This window comes from Sphingobium scionense, from assembly GCF_014197035.1.
Classification (GTDB): Bacteria; Pseudomonadota; Alphaproteobacteria; order Sphingomonadales; family Sphingomonadaceae; genus Sphingobium; species Sphingobium scionense.
Genome location: NZ_JACIEU010000018.1, coordinates 95034 through 110368, shown reverse-complemented (window position 1 = coordinate 110368; position 15335 = coordinate 95034). Strand labels below are relative to the sequence as shown.

General features: G+C 65.6%; 15 protein-coding genes. 5 read left to right on the top strand and 10 right to left on the bottom strand.

Going from position 1 to position 15335, the window contains the following annotated elements; translation table 11 throughout:
* Nucleotides 1-341: 341 nt before the first annotated feature.
* Both gltX and GGQ90_RS20015 read right to left on the bottom strand, forming a co-directional pair.
* Nucleotides 342-1670, bottom strand: a complete 1329-nt coding sequence (gene gltX / locus GGQ90_RS20020; RefSeq protein ID WP_188083660.1) for a glutamate--tRNA ligase — start codon at nucleotides 1668-1670, stop codon at nucleotides 342-344.
* A 101-nt stretch (nucleotides 1671-1771) separates the two neighbouring features.
* Entirely contained in the window at nucleotides 1772-3433 is a 1662-nt protein-coding gene (locus tag GGQ90_RS20015; RefSeq protein ID WP_188083659.1) for an NAD+ synthase, read from the bottom strand.
* A gap of 222 nt (nucleotides 3434-3655) precedes the next feature.
* On the opposite strand from GGQ90_RS20015, the gene GGQ90_RS20010 reads away from it, so the two are divergent.
* Complete coding sequence (locus GGQ90_RS20010) at nucleotides 3656-4591, top strand: ribose-phosphate pyrophosphokinase (protein ID WP_007711880.1); 936 nt, start codon at nucleotides 3656-3658, stop codon at nucleotides 4589-4591.
* 157 nt (nucleotides 4592-4748) lie between these two features.
* Here GGQ90_RS20010 and GGQ90_RS20005 read toward each other — a convergent pair whose 3' ends face one another.
* The 3 genes from GGQ90_RS20005 to GGQ90_RS19995 form a co-directional block, all read right to left on the bottom strand.
* Nucleotides 4749-5594, bottom strand: a complete 846-nt coding sequence (locus tag GGQ90_RS20005; RefSeq protein ID WP_188083658.1) for a class I SAM-dependent methyltransferase — start codon at nucleotides 5592-5594, stop codon at nucleotides 4749-4751.
* Nucleotides 5595-5881: 287 nt separating this feature from the next.
* Nucleotides 5882-6118: a hypothetical protein gene (locus tag GGQ90_RS20000; RefSeq protein WP_188083657.1), complete on the bottom strand. Its 237-nt coding sequence runs from the start codon at nucleotides 6116-6118 to the stop codon at nucleotides 5882-5884.
* Nucleotides 6119-6167: 49 nt separating this feature from the next.
* Entirely contained in the window at nucleotides 6168-6608 is a 441-nt protein-coding gene (locus tag GGQ90_RS19995; RefSeq protein ID WP_188083656.1) for a VOC family protein, read from the bottom strand.
* Between the two features lie 73 nt (nucleotides 6609-6681).
* Between GGQ90_RS19995 and hisN the strand changes: the two genes are divergently transcribed.
* Nucleotides 6682-7509 carry a histidinol-phosphatase gene (hisN, locus tag GGQ90_RS19990; protein WP_188083655.1) on the top strand — a complete coding sequence of 276 codons (828 nt, stop codon included), beginning with the start codon at nucleotides 6682-6684 and terminating at the stop codon, nucleotides 7507-7509.
* A gap of 77 nt (nucleotides 7510-7586) precedes the next feature.
* Here the strand turns inward: hisN and GGQ90_RS19985 are convergent, their stop codons facing one another.
* The 5 genes from GGQ90_RS19985 to hemC all read right to left on the bottom strand — a co-directional run bounded on the left by GGQ90_RS19985 (nucleotide 7587) and on the right by hemC (nucleotide 11709).
* The gene (locus tag GGQ90_RS19985; protein WP_188083654.1) at nucleotides 7587-7859 is read right to left on the bottom strand and encodes a MafI2 family immunity protein; all 273 of its coding nucleotides are present in this window, start codon (nucleotides 7857-7859) and stop codon (nucleotides 7587-7589) included.
* 505 nt (nucleotides 7860-8364) lie between these two features.
* The gene (locus GGQ90_RS19980; protein ID WP_188083653.1) at nucleotides 8365-9114 is read right to left on the bottom strand and encodes an alpha/beta fold hydrolase; all 750 of its coding nucleotides are present in this window, start codon (nucleotides 9112-9114) and stop codon (nucleotides 8365-8367) included.
* 111 nt (nucleotides 9115-9225) lie between these two features.
* Nucleotides 9226-10098, bottom strand: a complete 873-nt coding sequence (locus GGQ90_RS19975; protein ID WP_188083652.1) for a hypothetical protein — start codon at nucleotides 10096-10098, stop codon at nucleotides 9226-9228.
* Between the two features lie 28 nt (nucleotides 10099-10126).
* Nucleotides 10127-10786, bottom strand: a complete 660-nt coding sequence (locus tag GGQ90_RS19970) for a uroporphyrinogen-III synthase (protein WP_188083651.1) — start codon at nucleotides 10784-10786, stop codon at nucleotides 10127-10129.
* A complete protein-coding gene (gene hemC, locus GGQ90_RS19965; RefSeq protein ID WP_188083650.1) occupies nucleotides 10783-11709 on the bottom strand; it encodes a hydroxymethylbilane synthase in 927 nt (308 codons plus the stop codon). The genes GGQ90_RS19970 and hemC overlap by 4 nt, the downstream gene beginning before the upstream one ends.
* A 44-nt stretch (nucleotides 11710-11753) precedes the next feature.
* Between hemC and tsaD the strand changes: the two genes are divergently transcribed.
* Genes tsaD through GGQ90_RS19950 form a run of 3 tightly spaced genes read left to right on the top strand, consistent with a single transcriptional unit; the run spans nucleotide 11754 to nucleotide 15322 of the window.
* Nucleotides 11754-12788 carry a tRNA (adenosine(37)-N6)-threonylcarbamoyltransferase complex transferase subunit TsaD gene (tsaD, locus tag GGQ90_RS19960; protein ID WP_188083649.1) on the top strand — a complete coding sequence of 345 codons (1035 nt, stop codon included), beginning with the start codon at nucleotides 11754-11756 and terminating at the stop codon, nucleotides 12786-12788.
* Entirely contained in the window at nucleotides 12785-13756 is a 972-nt protein-coding gene (locus GGQ90_RS19955; protein ID WP_188083648.1) for an NAD(P)H-dependent glycerol-3-phosphate dehydrogenase, read from the top strand. Before tsaD ends, GGQ90_RS19955 begins: the two co-directional genes overlap by 4 nt.
* A gap of 33 nt (nucleotides 13757-13789) precedes the next feature.
* Complete coding sequence (locus GGQ90_RS19950) at nucleotides 13790-15322, top strand: lipopolysaccharide biosynthesis protein (protein ID WP_188083647.1); 1533 nt, start codon at nucleotides 13790-13792, stop codon at nucleotides 15320-15322.
* Nucleotides 15323-15335: the final 13 nt, after the last annotated feature.

The following is a 15335-nucleotide window of genomic DNA, read 5'->3' as shown; positions in this document are numbered from 1 at the left end:
CTCCAGGTTCGAGTTCGCATCCGAACCCTACCAGAAGATCGACGGTGGCCACCCTCTCAGGGAAACCTTCCTACACCACCCCGTGGGACACGACCCTTCGTGGCGGGCAGCTTTCCCGATCAAGAGCGGACAGCCGGATAACGAAAAAGCCTGGCACCGATCGACCCGGTGGCCGGCGATCGAGGGTGGGAACGAGACATACCCCCCCTCCAAAGGTGGGTGGGTGGGTGGCGAGCGCAGCGAGCTTCAACCCCATCGAGCGTAGACCGCCGCTCCGCGGCGCACCCACCTCCGGCCCCTCCCTGGAAGGGAGGGGAGTAGGAAAGGTCCGCTTCAGGCCTTCAGGACTGAAGCCGCTTCAGCGCCTCGTCCCGGCCGATCAGGGGCAGGAACTGGCCCATGTCGGGGCCGTGATCCAGGCCGGTGAGCGCGCGGCGCAGGGGTTGGAACAGGGTCTTGCCCTTGCGGCCGGTTTCATCCTTGAGCGCGCCGGTCAGCGTGCGCCAGATGTCGGCGTCGAAGGCGGCGGCGGACAGGATGCGATGGGCGACGGCGAGGAAATCGCGGTCCTCCTGCGTCCCTTCGGGCACGGCGATCGGGCCGGTGACGATCTGCCACCAGTCGGCGGCGCCCGCCACCGTCTCCAGATTGGGGCGGATCGCGGCCCAGGCGGCGGCGTCCATGCCGGCGGGCAGGCGGTCGGCGACCGCATCATAGGGCAGCGCATGAACGATCTTCTGGTTGAGGCTCGCCAGTTCGGCTTCGTCGAAGCGCGCGGGGGCGCGGCCGAAATGGGCGAAGTCGAACGTCTCGATCAGCGGCGCACGGTCCGCGAAGGGCTCGATCGGCTGCGAGCTGCCGAGGCGGGCGAGTAGCGACGCGATCGCGGCCGGTTCCAGCCCGATCTCGCGGAAATGGGCGACGCCGAGCGAGCCGAGGCGCTTCGACAGCTTGCCCTCGCTGCCGGTCAGCAGCGCTTCATGCGCGAACTGGGGCAGCGGCGCGCCGAGCGCGGTGAACATCTGGATCTGGGTCGCGGTGTTGGAGACATGATCCTCGCCGCGCAGCACATGGGTGACGCCCATGTCGACATCGTCGATGACCGAGGGGAGCATGTAGAGCCATGAGCCGTCGGCGCGGCGGATCACCGGGTCGGACAGCAATCCGGGATCGAAGCGCTGCTCGCCGCGAATGAGGTCGGTCCAGACGATCGGCTGGTCATGGTCGAGCTTGAAGCGCCAGTGCGGCGTGCGCCCTTCGGCTTCATAAGCGGCGATCTGGTCCGGGGTCAGCGACAGGGCGGCGCGGTCATAGACCGGCGGCAGGCCGCGCCCGAGCAGCACTTTGCGGCGCAGTTCCAGTTCCTGGCTGGTTTCATAGGCGGGATAGACATGGCCCGAGGCCTTGAGTGCCGCAAACCGCGCTTCATAGAGGGCAAAGCGCTCGGACTGTTTTTCCTCGGCGTCCCAGTCGAGGCCGAGCCAACGCAGGTCGGCCTTGATCGAATCCGCATATTCGGGGCGCGAGCGTTCCAGGTCGGTATCGTCGAGGCGCAGCAGGAACTTGCCGCCGGACTTGCGCGCCCACAGCCAGTTGTGGAGCGCGGCGCGGATATTGCCGACATGGAGATGTCCGGTCGGCGAGGGGGCAAAGCGGGTGATGACAGTCATAAATCCGGTCCTGAACCCGTTCGGTTCGGGCTTATCGAGAACAGTTCTCGACGACGCTTCTCGACACGCTCGAAGCGGCTCGAACCGAACGGCTGAATTACTTACACGCTGCGGAAGGCGTTGGTGATCGGGTAGCGGCGGTCGCGGCCGAAATTGCGGATGCCCAGCTTCACCCCGGGCGGCGCCTGGCGGCGCTTATATTCGGCGATGTAGAGCAGATGCTCGATCCGGGTGACGACCGTCTTGTCGAAGCCGCGCTCGACCAGTTGGGCCACCGACAATTCCTCCTCGACCAGGCCATAGAGGATCGGGTCGAGCACCTCATAGGGCGGCAGGCTGTCCTCATCCTTCTGATTGTCGCGCAGTTCGGCACTGGGCGGCTTGGTGATGACGCGTTCGGGCATGACCGGGCCGGCCGGGCCAAAGCCTTCGCCGAGCGAGGGCATATGCTCGTTGCGCCAGCGGCAGAGGTCGAACACCGTCGTCTTGTAGGCGTCCTTCAGCACCGAATAGCCGCCCGCCATGTCGCCATAGATGGTGGCATAGCCGACCGACATCTCGCTCTTGTTGCCGGTGGTCAGCAGCATATGGCCGAACTTGTTGGAGAGGGCCATCAGGGTGAGGCCGCGAATGCGCGACTGGATATTCTCTTCGGTCAGGTCGCGCGCCTTGCCCTCGAACACCGGGGCCAGCATCGTGTCGAAGGCGGAAACGGCCGGTTCGATCGGGATGGTGTCGTAGCGCACGCCGAGCAGCCGCGCGCATTCGACTGCATCGTCCAGACTTTCCTGGCTGGTGAAGCGCGAGGGCATCATCACGCACCAGACCCGGTCAGTGCCCAGCGCATCGACCGCAACGGCGGCGGACAAAGCGGAATCGATGCCGCCCGACAGGCCGAGGACGACGCCGGGGAAGCGGTTGCGGTTCACATAGTCGCGCAGGCCCAGCACCATCGCATTGTAGATGTCGGCCGGGCGCGGATCGAGTTCATGGCGCTCGCCTGGCAGGCAGACCCACTGACCGTCCCATTTCTCCCACTGCGTCAGCACCAGCTTTTCCTCCCAGTCGGGCAGTTGCTGGGCGATGGAGAGGTCGCCGTTCATGACGAAGGAGGCGCCGTCGAACACCAGTTCATCCTGGCCGCCGACACGGTTCAGATAGACGAGCGGCAGGCCGGTTTCGCGCACGCGGGTGCCGGCGACGACGTTCAGGCGGCGATCATCCTTGTCGACCTCGAACGGGCTGCCATTGGGGCTGATCAATATTTCCGCACCCTCCGCCCGCAAATGGGCGGTGACGAAGGGAAACCAGATATCCTCGCAGATCGGCACGCCGATCTTCACGCCGCGAAAATCGATCGGCGCGGGCAGCGGGCCGGGGGCGAACAGGCGCTTTTCATCGAAGGTGCCGTAATTGGGCAGTTCGCGCTTCTGCCGGATCGCGGTGACGGCGCCATTTTCGATCAGGGCGACGACGTTGAAGAGAACGCCCTGCGACGCGACGACGGTGCCGACCAGCATCGCCGGGCCGCCATCGGCGCTTTCCTGCGCCAGCCGGTCGAGATGATAATTGGCCTGGTCGAGCAAGGCGGGCTTGAGCACCAGATCCTCGGGCGGATAGCCGATCAGCTGGAGTTCGGGATAGACGATCAGGTCCGCGCCCTTGGCGCGGGCGCGCCATTCCAGCATGGCGTCGGCATTGGCCCGGGGGTCGCCCATGGTCTGGGTCATCTGGGCGAGCGCGATCACGAGTTTGTCGGTCATGCACCGCGCCCTAGAGCATTTTGCCTATTTGCGAAAATGCTCTGTTTTCCGATGCCGCATTTTCGAACCGAACGCCCGCTTCGCGCGCGTTCTGAAAATGCGGGGTGCATTTTGTCGCAGGGCGCAAAAGCGCCTTTCCACATGGGACATGCGCCGCTAAAGGGGCCGCGTTTCGCGCATCGTCATCAATTCGTCACGCCAATTAGCCTGGGGATTTTCGCCATGAAACTCATGACCGGCAATTCGAACAAGCCGCTCGCGGCCGCCATCGCCGACTATATCGAAATTCCCCTGACCGAGGCCAGCGTCCGTCGCTTTGCCGACGAAGAAGTTTTCGTGGAAATTCATGAGAATGTCCGCGGCGAAGACGTGTTCGTGATCCAGTCGACCAGCTATCCCACCAACGACAATCTGATGGAATTGCTGATCATGATCGATGCGCTCAAGCGCGCGTCGGCCAAGCGAATCACCGCCGTGGTTCCCTATTTCGGCTATGCCCGCCAGGACCGTAAGCCCGGCCCGCGCACGCCGATCAGCGCCAAGCTGGTCGCCAACCTGATCACCACTGCCGGCGCCGACCGCGTCCTGTCGGTCGATCTCCATGCCGGCCAGATCCAGGGCTTCTTCGACATCCCGACCGACAATCTGTTCGGCGCCCCGGTGATGTCGGCCGATATCCAGGCCCGTTTCGGCGACAAGAATATCATGGTCGTGTCGCCCGACGTCGGCGGCGTGGTGCGCGCCCGTGCGCTGGCCAAGCGCCTCGACAACGCCCCGCTCGCCATCGTCGACAAGCGCCGCGAGCGCGCTGGCGAGTCGGAAGTGATGAACATCATCGGCGACGTGAAGGGGCGTTTCTGCATCCTGATCGACGATATCGTCGATTCGGCCGGCACGCTGTGCAACGCCGCCGCGGCGCTGAAGGCACAGGGCGCCGAGGACGTCGTCGCCTATGTCAGCCATGGCGTGCTGTCGGGCGGCGCCGTTGCCCGCGTCGATGCGTCGGAACTGCGCGAACTGGTCATCACCGATTCGATCCAGGGTACCGATGCGGTGATCAACGCCAAGAATATCCGCCACCTGCCGATCGCCCCGCTGCTGGGCGAGGCGATCAAGCGTATCGCGGACGAAAGCTCTGTGTCGAGCCTGTTCGATTGACGAGAAACAGGCTGGCGGGCCGACCCTAAGGACCGTTCGCCAGCCTGTTCGAACAAGCCAGTGATGCGGCGCCCCGCCGATTGAAGCCCAGGGCTTTTTCGACGGTAGCGCGGCGGCTCACCGATACACGGCTCAGCCACCCGCTCCCCTCGGCGCCTCAGATCGGCCGGATCAAAATACGCGCACCACTCGTCGTGATATCGTCTTCGGACAGGCTGGCGTAGCGCGGTAAAAACTGATTGCGCTCCTCCTGCGAAGGATACATGCGTTCTCGGACGCATTCCAGCACCTCGAATCCGGCGCTGGCCACGATATCGACAAATGCACTGTGCCTGATCTTGTTGATGTAGCCCGGCATATGGTCCAGGTCATCCATCAGATATTGATAATAGCTTGGCGCCGTGCCGGCATAGGCACGATGATCCTTGTAATCGATGACGATGATACCGAACCCGTCTGGACTCATGTTGCGCCGAAGATTCATGAGGGTCGTCTTGGGATCCGCCACATGCTCAAAAACGGTATGCGAGACCATGACATCGAAAAGCTGCTCCTGCTCGGGCAGTTCCTCGTAGAAGCAATGCCGCCATCTTATGGATTCGGGCAATCCTGAACGAATGTCGCCGTCCAGCAACCTGTCCAGCGCAATGGCACCGAGACGCGTCATCGCCTGGCCATAGTCCAGGCCCGCCCCCTTCAGGTCGAAGAAGTCGCGATCGAACATGACCCCCAGACATTGGGCAACCAGACCAACCGCGATGCTGCCTTCATCAAAAAAAGGCTCCAGGTCGATCGCCGTGACCTCCCGCGCGCCGCACAGATGGAAGACCAGGGCAGCACTGAGCGGCCGATGCGCACCGCAGCCGAAATCCAGGACTTTCTTGTTCTCGAATGACAGATTGTGCGGCCTGATCAGTTCCAGCACATGGTCGAACTGAACTCGCGGGACATGCGGTCCTACGATCAGCCCCGGATCCCCGCCATTTTCAAGCAAGCCGGTCAAAAGGTTCCTAAATTCTGCAGTACGAGGATCTCTTACGGCACTAGCTAATGACGTCGCCACCTAAATACCTCCCAATAGATTTAACTCTATCAAGGACAGCATGACTCATGCGAGTTCGATTTCAAAACATTTTATCGCTATTGCAAATTGAGAGCCGAATAACGCGACAGGGGGTCGTGACAATCGCCCATGACCGAAATTAAGTAATAATACTTAACTTATGGGGATAATTGCGAACCAAACTATTGAATTATATATAATATAGTCCAGCGCCGGCGCGGATCAGTCTAGTGCGTCGGAAACAGGATGATCGGCAGGGCAAAGACCAGCGCCAGGCCGGAGACGATGCGCTGGCCGCGCGAGACGCCCAAAGGCAGTTCGCGCCACACCATCGGACAGGCGAGCAAAGCGAAGACGACGAGGATGTTGGACATCGCCACCGATCCGCCGATCGGCATGTCCTGCCGCAGCGCGAGGCCCGCGAACAGGCAGATGAAGCTCAAGATCCAGCCAACCAGCGCCATGACGACCCCCTTTCCCCTGGGAGGCTAGAACGGCACGGTTGCCAAATGCTTAATCCGCGTCTTCAGGGATAGGCTCCCAGGGGTCATAGCTGCCGAAGCTCCAGACATTCCCCTCGGGATCGAGCGCGGTATAGCCGCGCCCCGGATAGCCCGGATTGTCATGCGGTTCGTCAACCACCACTGCGCCTTCATTGCGGGCATGGAGGCAATGGGCATCGACATCGGGCACGACCATATAGACGCAGGCGGTGATGCCGCCCAGGTCGCGGACCGTCGACCAGGTGTAGAGCGATTCGCCCTCCATATCCTTGACGCTGCCCAGCATCACCATGCCCTGACCCAGGACAAGCTGGGCATGATGGATGATGCTGTTGTCGAGATCGTCGGGATAGACGGCGTGCCGTTCGAAGCCGAAGGCGGCGCACAGGAAATCGATGGCGGCGGGCGCATCGGCATAGCGCAGGCACGGGATGACGGGGGAACCGGGCATCTTTCCTCTCTCCTTCGGTGAATCGGTTGAGGCCAGTCTAGCGTGGCGCCCGCCAACGGGCTAGGCGGAGCAGATGACCACCCGCGATGACCTGGCCCTTGCCAACCGCCTAGCCGACGCCGCCGGCGCCGCCATCCGCCCGTTCTTCCGGGCGCGCTACGACATGGAGATCAAGGCCGACAAGTCGCCGGTGACGGAGGCCGACCGCGCCGCCGAAGCCGCGATCCGCGCGATTCTGGAGAAAGAGCGCCCGGATGACGGCATCATCGGCGAGGAATATGGATCGGTGCGCACCGATGCCGAGCGGGTGTGGATTCTCGATCCGATCGACGGCACGCGCAGCTTCATCGCCGGGCGGCCGATCTTCGGCACGCTGATCGCGCTGACGCAGGCGGGTTGGCCGACGATCGGCATCATCGACCAGCCGATCGCGCAGGAACGCTGGGCCGGGATGAGCGGCCAGCCCACCACCTTCAACGGCAAGCCGGTGCGCACCCGCGCGTGCAAGGCACTGGAGGGCGCAGGCATCGCCACCACCAGCCCGCATCTGTTCGCCGAAGGCGACGTGCTCCATTATATGGCGCTGGTCGGTGCGGTGTCCGGCGGATCGCCGCGCCAGGGGCCGGTCTATGGCGGCGACTGCTATAATTATGGCCTGCTGGCGTCGGGCTTCCTCGACATCGTCATCGAATCCGGGCTGCAAAGCTACGACTTCGCGGCGCTGGTGCCGGTGGTCGAGGGCGCGGGCGGCCTGATGTGCGACTGGAATGGCGAACCGCTGACCGCCGACAGCGAAGGCCATGTGCTGGCGCTGGGCGATCCGGCGCGGCTGGAGGATGTGCTGGAGGCGATCCACGGCGCGGGTGATGGGCATGACCATGGGCATCATCACGATCATTGAGGATGGGGTATGGGCAGTCTGCTAGCGACCATTTGCGGCCATTTGGAGACCTCATAACTGCTCCACAAAGCGGACGCTCACTCGCGATTGAAGACGATATCGCTGTGCATCTTTAGGTCTGCCATCGGCCTAAATAATGATGTTGCTGAGCGGATGACTGGAAACGCAGCTATAAGCTCACCTACCGTCAATTCTCTCCACTCCTCGTCGTCTTCCGTGTTTGAATTATATAGATAGTAGGTGACGTGAACGTGGCCCGCTCGCTCATCGAGCGATACAGCTACACTAGCCACATTGGGCGTGAGGTTTCGGGCAGCGATGATGCGAGCTTCGGTTTTAAAGGACTGCATCAAGTTACCATAACAGGTCGGATTTGCCCTTTCATCATCCTAAACCCGTCAGTCCGCCCCCCCACCCATTACAGCCGGTCAAGCGCCGCCCTTTCTCCTCCGCGTCTCCGCGCGAAAAATAATCACGCGGCGGCGCGGAGAGCGCGGAGGAGCGGCAATCCACGTGGCACGCTTCCGCATTCGTCGCGCTCCGCCGCCTCCTATTGTCTTTCAATGTAGGATTTTTGCTGGTCTATCCTCATGGATGGACCAACCTGCCCTCCATCCCCTTTCGTCCCCGCATGGCATCCGCCAACAGCGATGCAACCGTGACCCAGGTGACGCGCCACCGACGCGCAGGGGGCGCGTCATCATGATCCAACAGGCGCGTGAGGGGCGCGTCGGGCGCGCGTGGCTGTCGCGTTTCCGGTCCGAAAGCCCGGAAATGCGTCGCGATCAACGGTGTGAACTTTGCCGCTGTGACCCTGTCGGTCGAACCCATGACCCTGAAAGCAGCGCCGACCGCTCAGGCGGCCATCATCTCCAGCGCCTTGCCGACGGCCAAAATCCCCTCCGGCGCGGCGGCGAAGCCCATATGGGTGCAATCAACCTCGATCGCGCGGTCGCGCTCGCCGGCGCGGCCTCTTGCGCATTCGGGCAGGATCACGCCGTCGCGCTGCGACCAGAGCGCCACGGTCGGCACCGGCGGCTTTTCCTCGCGGGTGCAGGGGAAGGGGGGCGTGTCGACCGGGAAGCCCGACACCAGCTGATAAAGGCGCCAGGCATGGTTGGCGCGCGGGTCGCCGGAAAAGGGCGTGCCCATCGTCACCACGCCGCCGACCTTGGATCGCGCGAACTTGGCATATTCGCGCGCATAAAGGCCGCCCAGGCTCCAGCCGACCAGCGTCACCGGCTTGCCGCATGTCCGGCGGATCGCATCGACGCGGGCGTCGATCTTCTCCAGCGTATCGGCGCGCGGCCCGAAATTGCGGCCCATGTCCCAGCCATGCGCCTGATAACCGGCGGCGTTCAGGATCGCGCGCAGCGGCTCCATCCGCTGTTCCGATGCCATCAGCCCCGGCACCAGCAATATATGCCGTCCGTCCCCGCGAATCGCACGGCTCAGCGTCTCGGCCTGCGCCCTGGTGCGGTTGATGTCGAACGGCACCGACGCATTGCCCAGCAGATGCGACAGCGACGGGCGCGCGGATGCACGCGGACCGCTCGCGAGGCGGCCCTTCCAGAAGCTGGCAATGGCATCGGCATAGGGTGGCACGAGAGACTCTGTCCTGAACCGGGCGGAAAAGGTGACATTCTCGTGACAAACGCAGGGGGCGTCCATGGGTTTCATCGCAAGCGATGAACGGCATGTCTCAGAAAAGGCGGGTCAGGGGGCTAGGGGGGAGGTCTGCGCGACGCTGGCGCCCTCGGTCGTGCGCAGCTGGCGCGGCTCCAATATCGCTGCGGTCTCGATCAGGTCGAGCGCCCGGCGCGCCTCCAGATAGCGGCGGGCATATTGCATCCAGCGATCGGCCGCCGCGCGATCGGGCATGCGCTCCACCTCGGCCAGCGCCGCACCGACGCGGCTGGCGTCGATATAGCGCAACGCCCGCTGCATCGCCATTTGCGGCCGCGGCGAGGGAGTGGAGGATTTGCGGATGATGATCAGTTCGCGCGCTTCATGCTCGAAACTGTCCCACCAACTGGCGTCGGCCGGCGGCGACGTGACGCGATCGGCGACGTCGACCAGGCCGGCGCGCAGGTCAGCCAGCGTCACCGGCTCGCGCGCGGCATTGATGATGGTGGCGACGGCGCGGGGCTGCGCCTGGCCGAAGCGCAGCCGCAACTGCCCCTCGACATAGCCGAGCGGGGCGCCGGTATCGAGCGCGCGGCGGGCGGCAAAGGCGACCAGCAGCCCCTCGGCGCGCGCGGCATTGCCCGACGCGGCCTGCGCCTCGACGGTGATGCGATTGAGCCGCTCCTCCAGCTGGATGACGCGGGCGTCGAGCATCTGCGCGGCGTCTGCCGTCAGCGGACGGCCCGACGGTATGGCGTTGCTGCCCAGCAGCGGCGCGGGCAGGGCGGGCGTCGCCGCCTCGTCACTACCCCAGCGCCGTTCGATCTGCGGCATCGCCCAGATGGTGACGCCGATGCCGATCAGGAACGCGAACAGCAGCAGCACGGGCGTCAGCCAGGATGTGCGTCGGCGCGCGGGCGGCGGCGTTTCCTGCTGAATTTCCACACTCTCCTGCTCGTTCATCAAGTCTCTCTCGTTTGCGACCGGCGTTTCATTCGCATAATCGACGGGCGAGGGCCAGTACCGCCGCATCATTGGGGGCGTCGGCGGCCTGCGCACTGGCCCATCCGCTCCCGCAGGCGGCGAGGGCGGCCGGGCTTATCGCGACGATATCGGTCGTCGCGCGCTGATTTTCGGGGAAAATCTCGGCCAGCCGGGCACCGGCGGCCGGGGAATGGACCAGCAGCACGCCACCGCTCAGCTCCGGCGGATCGCAGGGCAGGGGCTTCATCCGATAGACCGGAAGGCGCGTTACCTGCAGCGGCTCGGCGTCCATCGGCGCCACCGCCTCGCCCGACAGGTGCAGCACGGCCCGGTGCCCGTCGGCCGCGATCCGCGCGGCGATCGCGCTCGCATCGCCATCCCCCGCGACCGGATCGACAAAACCCGCTTCCTGCAGCGCCTCGGCCGTCGCCGCGCCCACGGCATAGGTCGGCAAGGCGCGATAGGCCTGCAGCGCAGCCCCGCCGAATCGCACCGTTTGCGCGCTCGTCACCAGCAGCGCATCGAAATCCCCGGCGCTCGGCGGCGTCCAGGCCAGCGCCTCGGCCGCGAACAGCGGGCACAGTCGCACTGCCAGCCCCATGGCCATCGCCTTGTCCGCCGTCCTGCCGGCGCCGCGCGCGGGCCGCAGGATGATGAGCGGTCTCACCCCTCGAACAGGCTGCGCAGCGCCGGGCTTGCCCGTTCGAGCAGACCCCGGCCGATCGCTTCGGCCGCCGCCGCATCGCCGCGTGCCAGCCACGCCTCGTCCCCCACCGTCTCGTCGCCTTCGGGGCTGATGATCTCGGCGCGCAGATGAATCTGTGCGCCTTCCAGCACGGCCAGCGCCGCGATCGGCGAATGGCATGTGCCGCCCAGCCCGCGCAGCACGGCGCGCTCGGCCATCACGCAATCGAAAGTGTCGCGATGGTTGATCGCCGCCAGCCAGCCCAGCATGTCTGCATTGTCGGCCAGCGTCTCGATGCCGACCGCCCCCTGCGACGGGGCAGGCAGCATGGTGTCGATCTCGACCGTGGCACCAATGTCCGCTTGGCCCAGCCGGTCGAGTCCGGCAGCCGCGAGCAACGTCGCATGGGCCTCGCCGGCCTCCAGCTTGGCCAGCCGCGTGGCGACATTGCCGCGGAACAGGATGATCTGCGCATCGGGGCGCAGCCGTTTCACCTGCGCGGCGCGGCGCGGCGAACTGGTCCCGACGATCGGCTGCGGCGGCAGCGCGGCAAGATTTTCTGCGCCGACCAGCCGATCGCGCACGTCGGCACGCGGCAGCATCGCTGCGACATGGATCGCCTCGGGCCGGATCGTCTCGACATCCTTCATGCTGTGGACGGCGCAGTCGATTTCGCCCTCCACCAGCGCCCGGTCCAGCTCCTTGGTCCAGAGCGCTTTTCCGCCGATTTCCGCCAGTGCCCGGTCCTGAATCCGGTCGCCGCTGGTCTGGACGATGACGGTGACGATAGCGTCCTGATCCCATCCATGGGCATCGCGCAGTGCCTGCGCGGTCATATGAGCCTGGGCCAGCGCAAGCGGCGATCCCCTGGTGCCCAGGCGCAACGGTCGTTCGGGTCTTTTCATAAGCGGCTTGCTCTAATGGCCACGGGCACTAGATGGAAGCGGCAATGACCATCATCCTCGGCCTGGAATCAAGCTGCGACGAAACCGCGGCGGCGCTGGTGACGGCCGACGGGCAGATATTGGCCCATCGCCTCGCCACGCAGGAAGACGCGCACCGTCCCTATGGCGGCGTCGTGCCTGAAATCGCGGCCCGCGCCCATGTCGAGGCATTGGCCCCGCTGATCGAAGCGGCCCTGGCAGACGCAAAGATGACTTTGGCCGATGTCGATGTCATCGCCGCCACCGCCGGCCCCGGCCTGATCGGCGGCGTGATGGTCGGTCTCGTCACCGGCAAGGCGCTCGCCCATGCCACTGGCAAGCCGCTGGTCGCGGTCAATCATCTGGAGGGCCATGCGCTCTCGCCGCGCCTCGCCGACCAGGATCTGCAATTCCCCTATCTGCTGCTGCTCGTGTCGGGCGGTCATTGCCAGTTGCTGCGGGTGGACGGCGTCGGCCAGTATCGCCGCCTGGCGACCACCATCGACGATGCGGCGGGCGAAGCGTTCGACAAGACTGCCAAGCTGCTCGGCCTCGGCTTCCCCGGCGGTCCGGCGGTGGAAAAGGCGGCGGCTAGGGGCAATCCGCGCGCCGTGCCGCTGCCGCGTCCACTGGTCGGCACCGAAGAACCCCATTTCTCCTTCGCCGGCCTCAAGAGCGCGGTGATGCGCGCCGCCCAGTCGGGCCAATATGCGGTCGAGGATATCGCGGCGAGCTTCCAGCAGGCGGTGATCGACTGCCTGCTCGACCGGACCCGGCGCGCGCTCGCCGCCAGCGAAGGCGTGACCGCGCTGGTCGTGGCCGGCGGGGTCGCCGCCAACCAGTCGGTGCGCGGCGCATTGACCACGCTGGCGCAGGACCATGGCCTGCCCTTCGTCGCGCCGCCGCTGTGGCTCTGCACCGACAATGCGGCGATGATCGCCTGGGCCGGCGCGGAGCGCTATGCTGCGGGCATGACCGACGATCTCACCATCCCCGCCCGGCCGCGCTGGCCGCTCGATCCGACGGCGGAAAAGGCCCGTGGGGCAGGAGTGAAGGCATGAAGGCGGGAGTCATCGGAGCAGGGGCCTGGGGCACCGCGCTGGCGCAATTGCTGGCGGCCGACGGGCAGGATGTGCGCCTCTGGGCGCTGGAGGCCGATGTGGTCGATGCGATCAATGGCGCACATGAAAATCCGCTCTATCTGCCCGGCCTGCCGCTTTCGCCTTCGATCCGCGCGACCGGCGCCATGGCGGATCTGGCCGATCGTGACTTGATCCTGGTGGTCAGCCCGGCCCAGCATCTGCGCGGCGTTGTCGCGCAGGCGCCGGCCGGCGTGCCGTTGGTCCTCTGTTCCAAGGGGATTGAGGCGGGCACCGGCCTGTTGATGTCGGAAGTCGCGGCACAGGCGCAGCCAAGCTCGCCGATCGCCGTCCTCTCCGGCCCGACCTTCGCCCATGAAGTGGCCAAAGGGCTGCCGACCGCCGTCACCTTCGCCTGCGCCGACCAGGCGCTGGCCGAGAAGCTGGCAGCGCGCATCGCCCGCCCGACCTTCCGCCCCTATCTGTCCGACGATGTCGTCGGCGCGGAAATCGGTGGCGCGGTCAAGAATGTGCTGGCCATCGCCTGCGGCGTGTCGGAAGGCGCGGGCCTCGGCCTCAATGCGCGCGCCTCGCTGATCAGCCGGGGTTTTGCCGAAATGACCCGCTTTGGTCTCGCGCGTGGCGCCCGCGCCGAAACGCTGGGCGGCCTGTCGGGCCTGGGCGACCTCGTCCTGACCTGTTCCTCCACCAATTCGCGCAACTTCTCGCTCGGCAAGGGGCTGGGCGAGGGGCAGAGCGCCGCCGACCTTCTCTCCAACCGTCGCACCGTGGCCGAAGGCGCGCATACCGCGCCGGTCCTGCGCGATGCGGCCCGCGCGGCGGGCGTGGAAATGCCGGTGGTCGAAGCCGTCTGTGCCTTGCTCGGCGATGCCGCACCATTGGCACAGGTCATCGACGCGTTGCTGGCGCGTCCGTTGCGGCCCGAATAAACATCGCCGCGACACAATAGATCGCCTATAGCCATGAGCATGACAATCGAGGGGGACCAGGGGCCTGTGACCGCGCAGGCGACCCCTGCCGAACAGAAGGATGACATCGCCGCCCTGGCCAAGGGGGGGCGGACCAACATCTTCGGCTTCCTGCTACGCCTCGCTGCGCGCCTGCCTTTCCTGTTCATCGCCGGGCGCTGGTATGGCGCTGACGCGCTCGGGCGCTTCGCCTATGCCGTGCTGGTGGTGGAGTTCGTCGCCCAGATCGCGACGCTGGGGTTGAAGCGGGGCCTTGCCGGCGCGCTCGCCCAGACCGAACGGCCGCATAGCCATGTCGTGACCGATGCGATGGTGGTGACGCTGATCGCGTCGCTGCTGGGCGCGGGCCTGTTGATCGCCTTTCCTCAGGCGATGTTCCCCAACAGCGGCATCAACGGGCTCGACCGGCTGCTGGCGCTGATCGTCATCGCCGTCGCCACCTCCGACGTCGCGCTCGCCGCCTGCGCCTATCGCTTCGATATTGGGGCCACGGTGCGTGCGCGGTCGATCATCGAACCCTGGGCGATCAGCATCGGCGCCTTCGGTTTTGCTTATTATTCGCTGCGCGACGGTCTCATCCTCTCCTATGTCGTGTCGATGGTCGCGGCGATGATCGCCTCGATCATTCCGATGCTGCGGCATTATGGTCGACCGCATGGCTGGCGCCCCGATGCCGGGCGGCTCTGGCGCCTAGCCCGCCGCAACCTGCCGCTCGCCGCAGCGGATGGCGTCGAATGGGGCTCGCGGCGGCTCGACATGGCGATCCTCGGCCTGTTCGTCAGCCCGGCGATCGTCGGCATCTATTATGTCGCGCAACAGGTCGCCTCGTTGCCGCAGAAATTGAAGACCAGCTTCGACCCCATCCTCGGCCCGGTCATCACCCGCAACCTCGCCGAAGGCAATCTGGCGGCGATCGCGCGCCAGGTCAGCCAGGTCGGTTTCTGGATCATCGCGGCGCAGGCCGGCATTGCGCTGGCGCTCGGCATTCCGGGCGAGGCCGTCATGGGGCTGGTCGGCCCGCATTTCGTCGGCGGCACTGGCGCGCTGGCCTTCCTGCTGCTGGCCGAAGTCGTCGCCGCCACCGCCGTGGTCAGCGAATCCGCGCTGGTCTATATCGCCCGCCACCGCAATCTCATGATCTCGCTCAGCATGATCGCGCTGCAGGCGGCGCTCAGCTTCGGCCTGATCCTGCTCGGCAAGCGGTTTGGCCTGACGGGGCAGGAGTTGGCTGCCGCTCCGGCACTGGGCCTCTGTATCGCACTGGGCGCCAGTGCCTTCGTCAAGGCGCGGCTGCTGTCCAGCCTGCTCCACGCCCGCATCAATGCCTGGCGCTGGCCCCTGCTCAGCGCCTCGGGTGTCGCCTGCATCGTCGGCGCGGCCTTCGTCGCCCTGCCAGCGCGTTTCGAATGGGTGGAACTGGCGGTCGGCGTGTGGGCGATATTGGCCGCCTACGGCTTTGTCATCTGGCGCTGGGGCTTTGGCCCGGACGATCGCGCCTTGTTCCGCAAGCAGAAGAACCCCGCCTGATCCTGCCAAATAA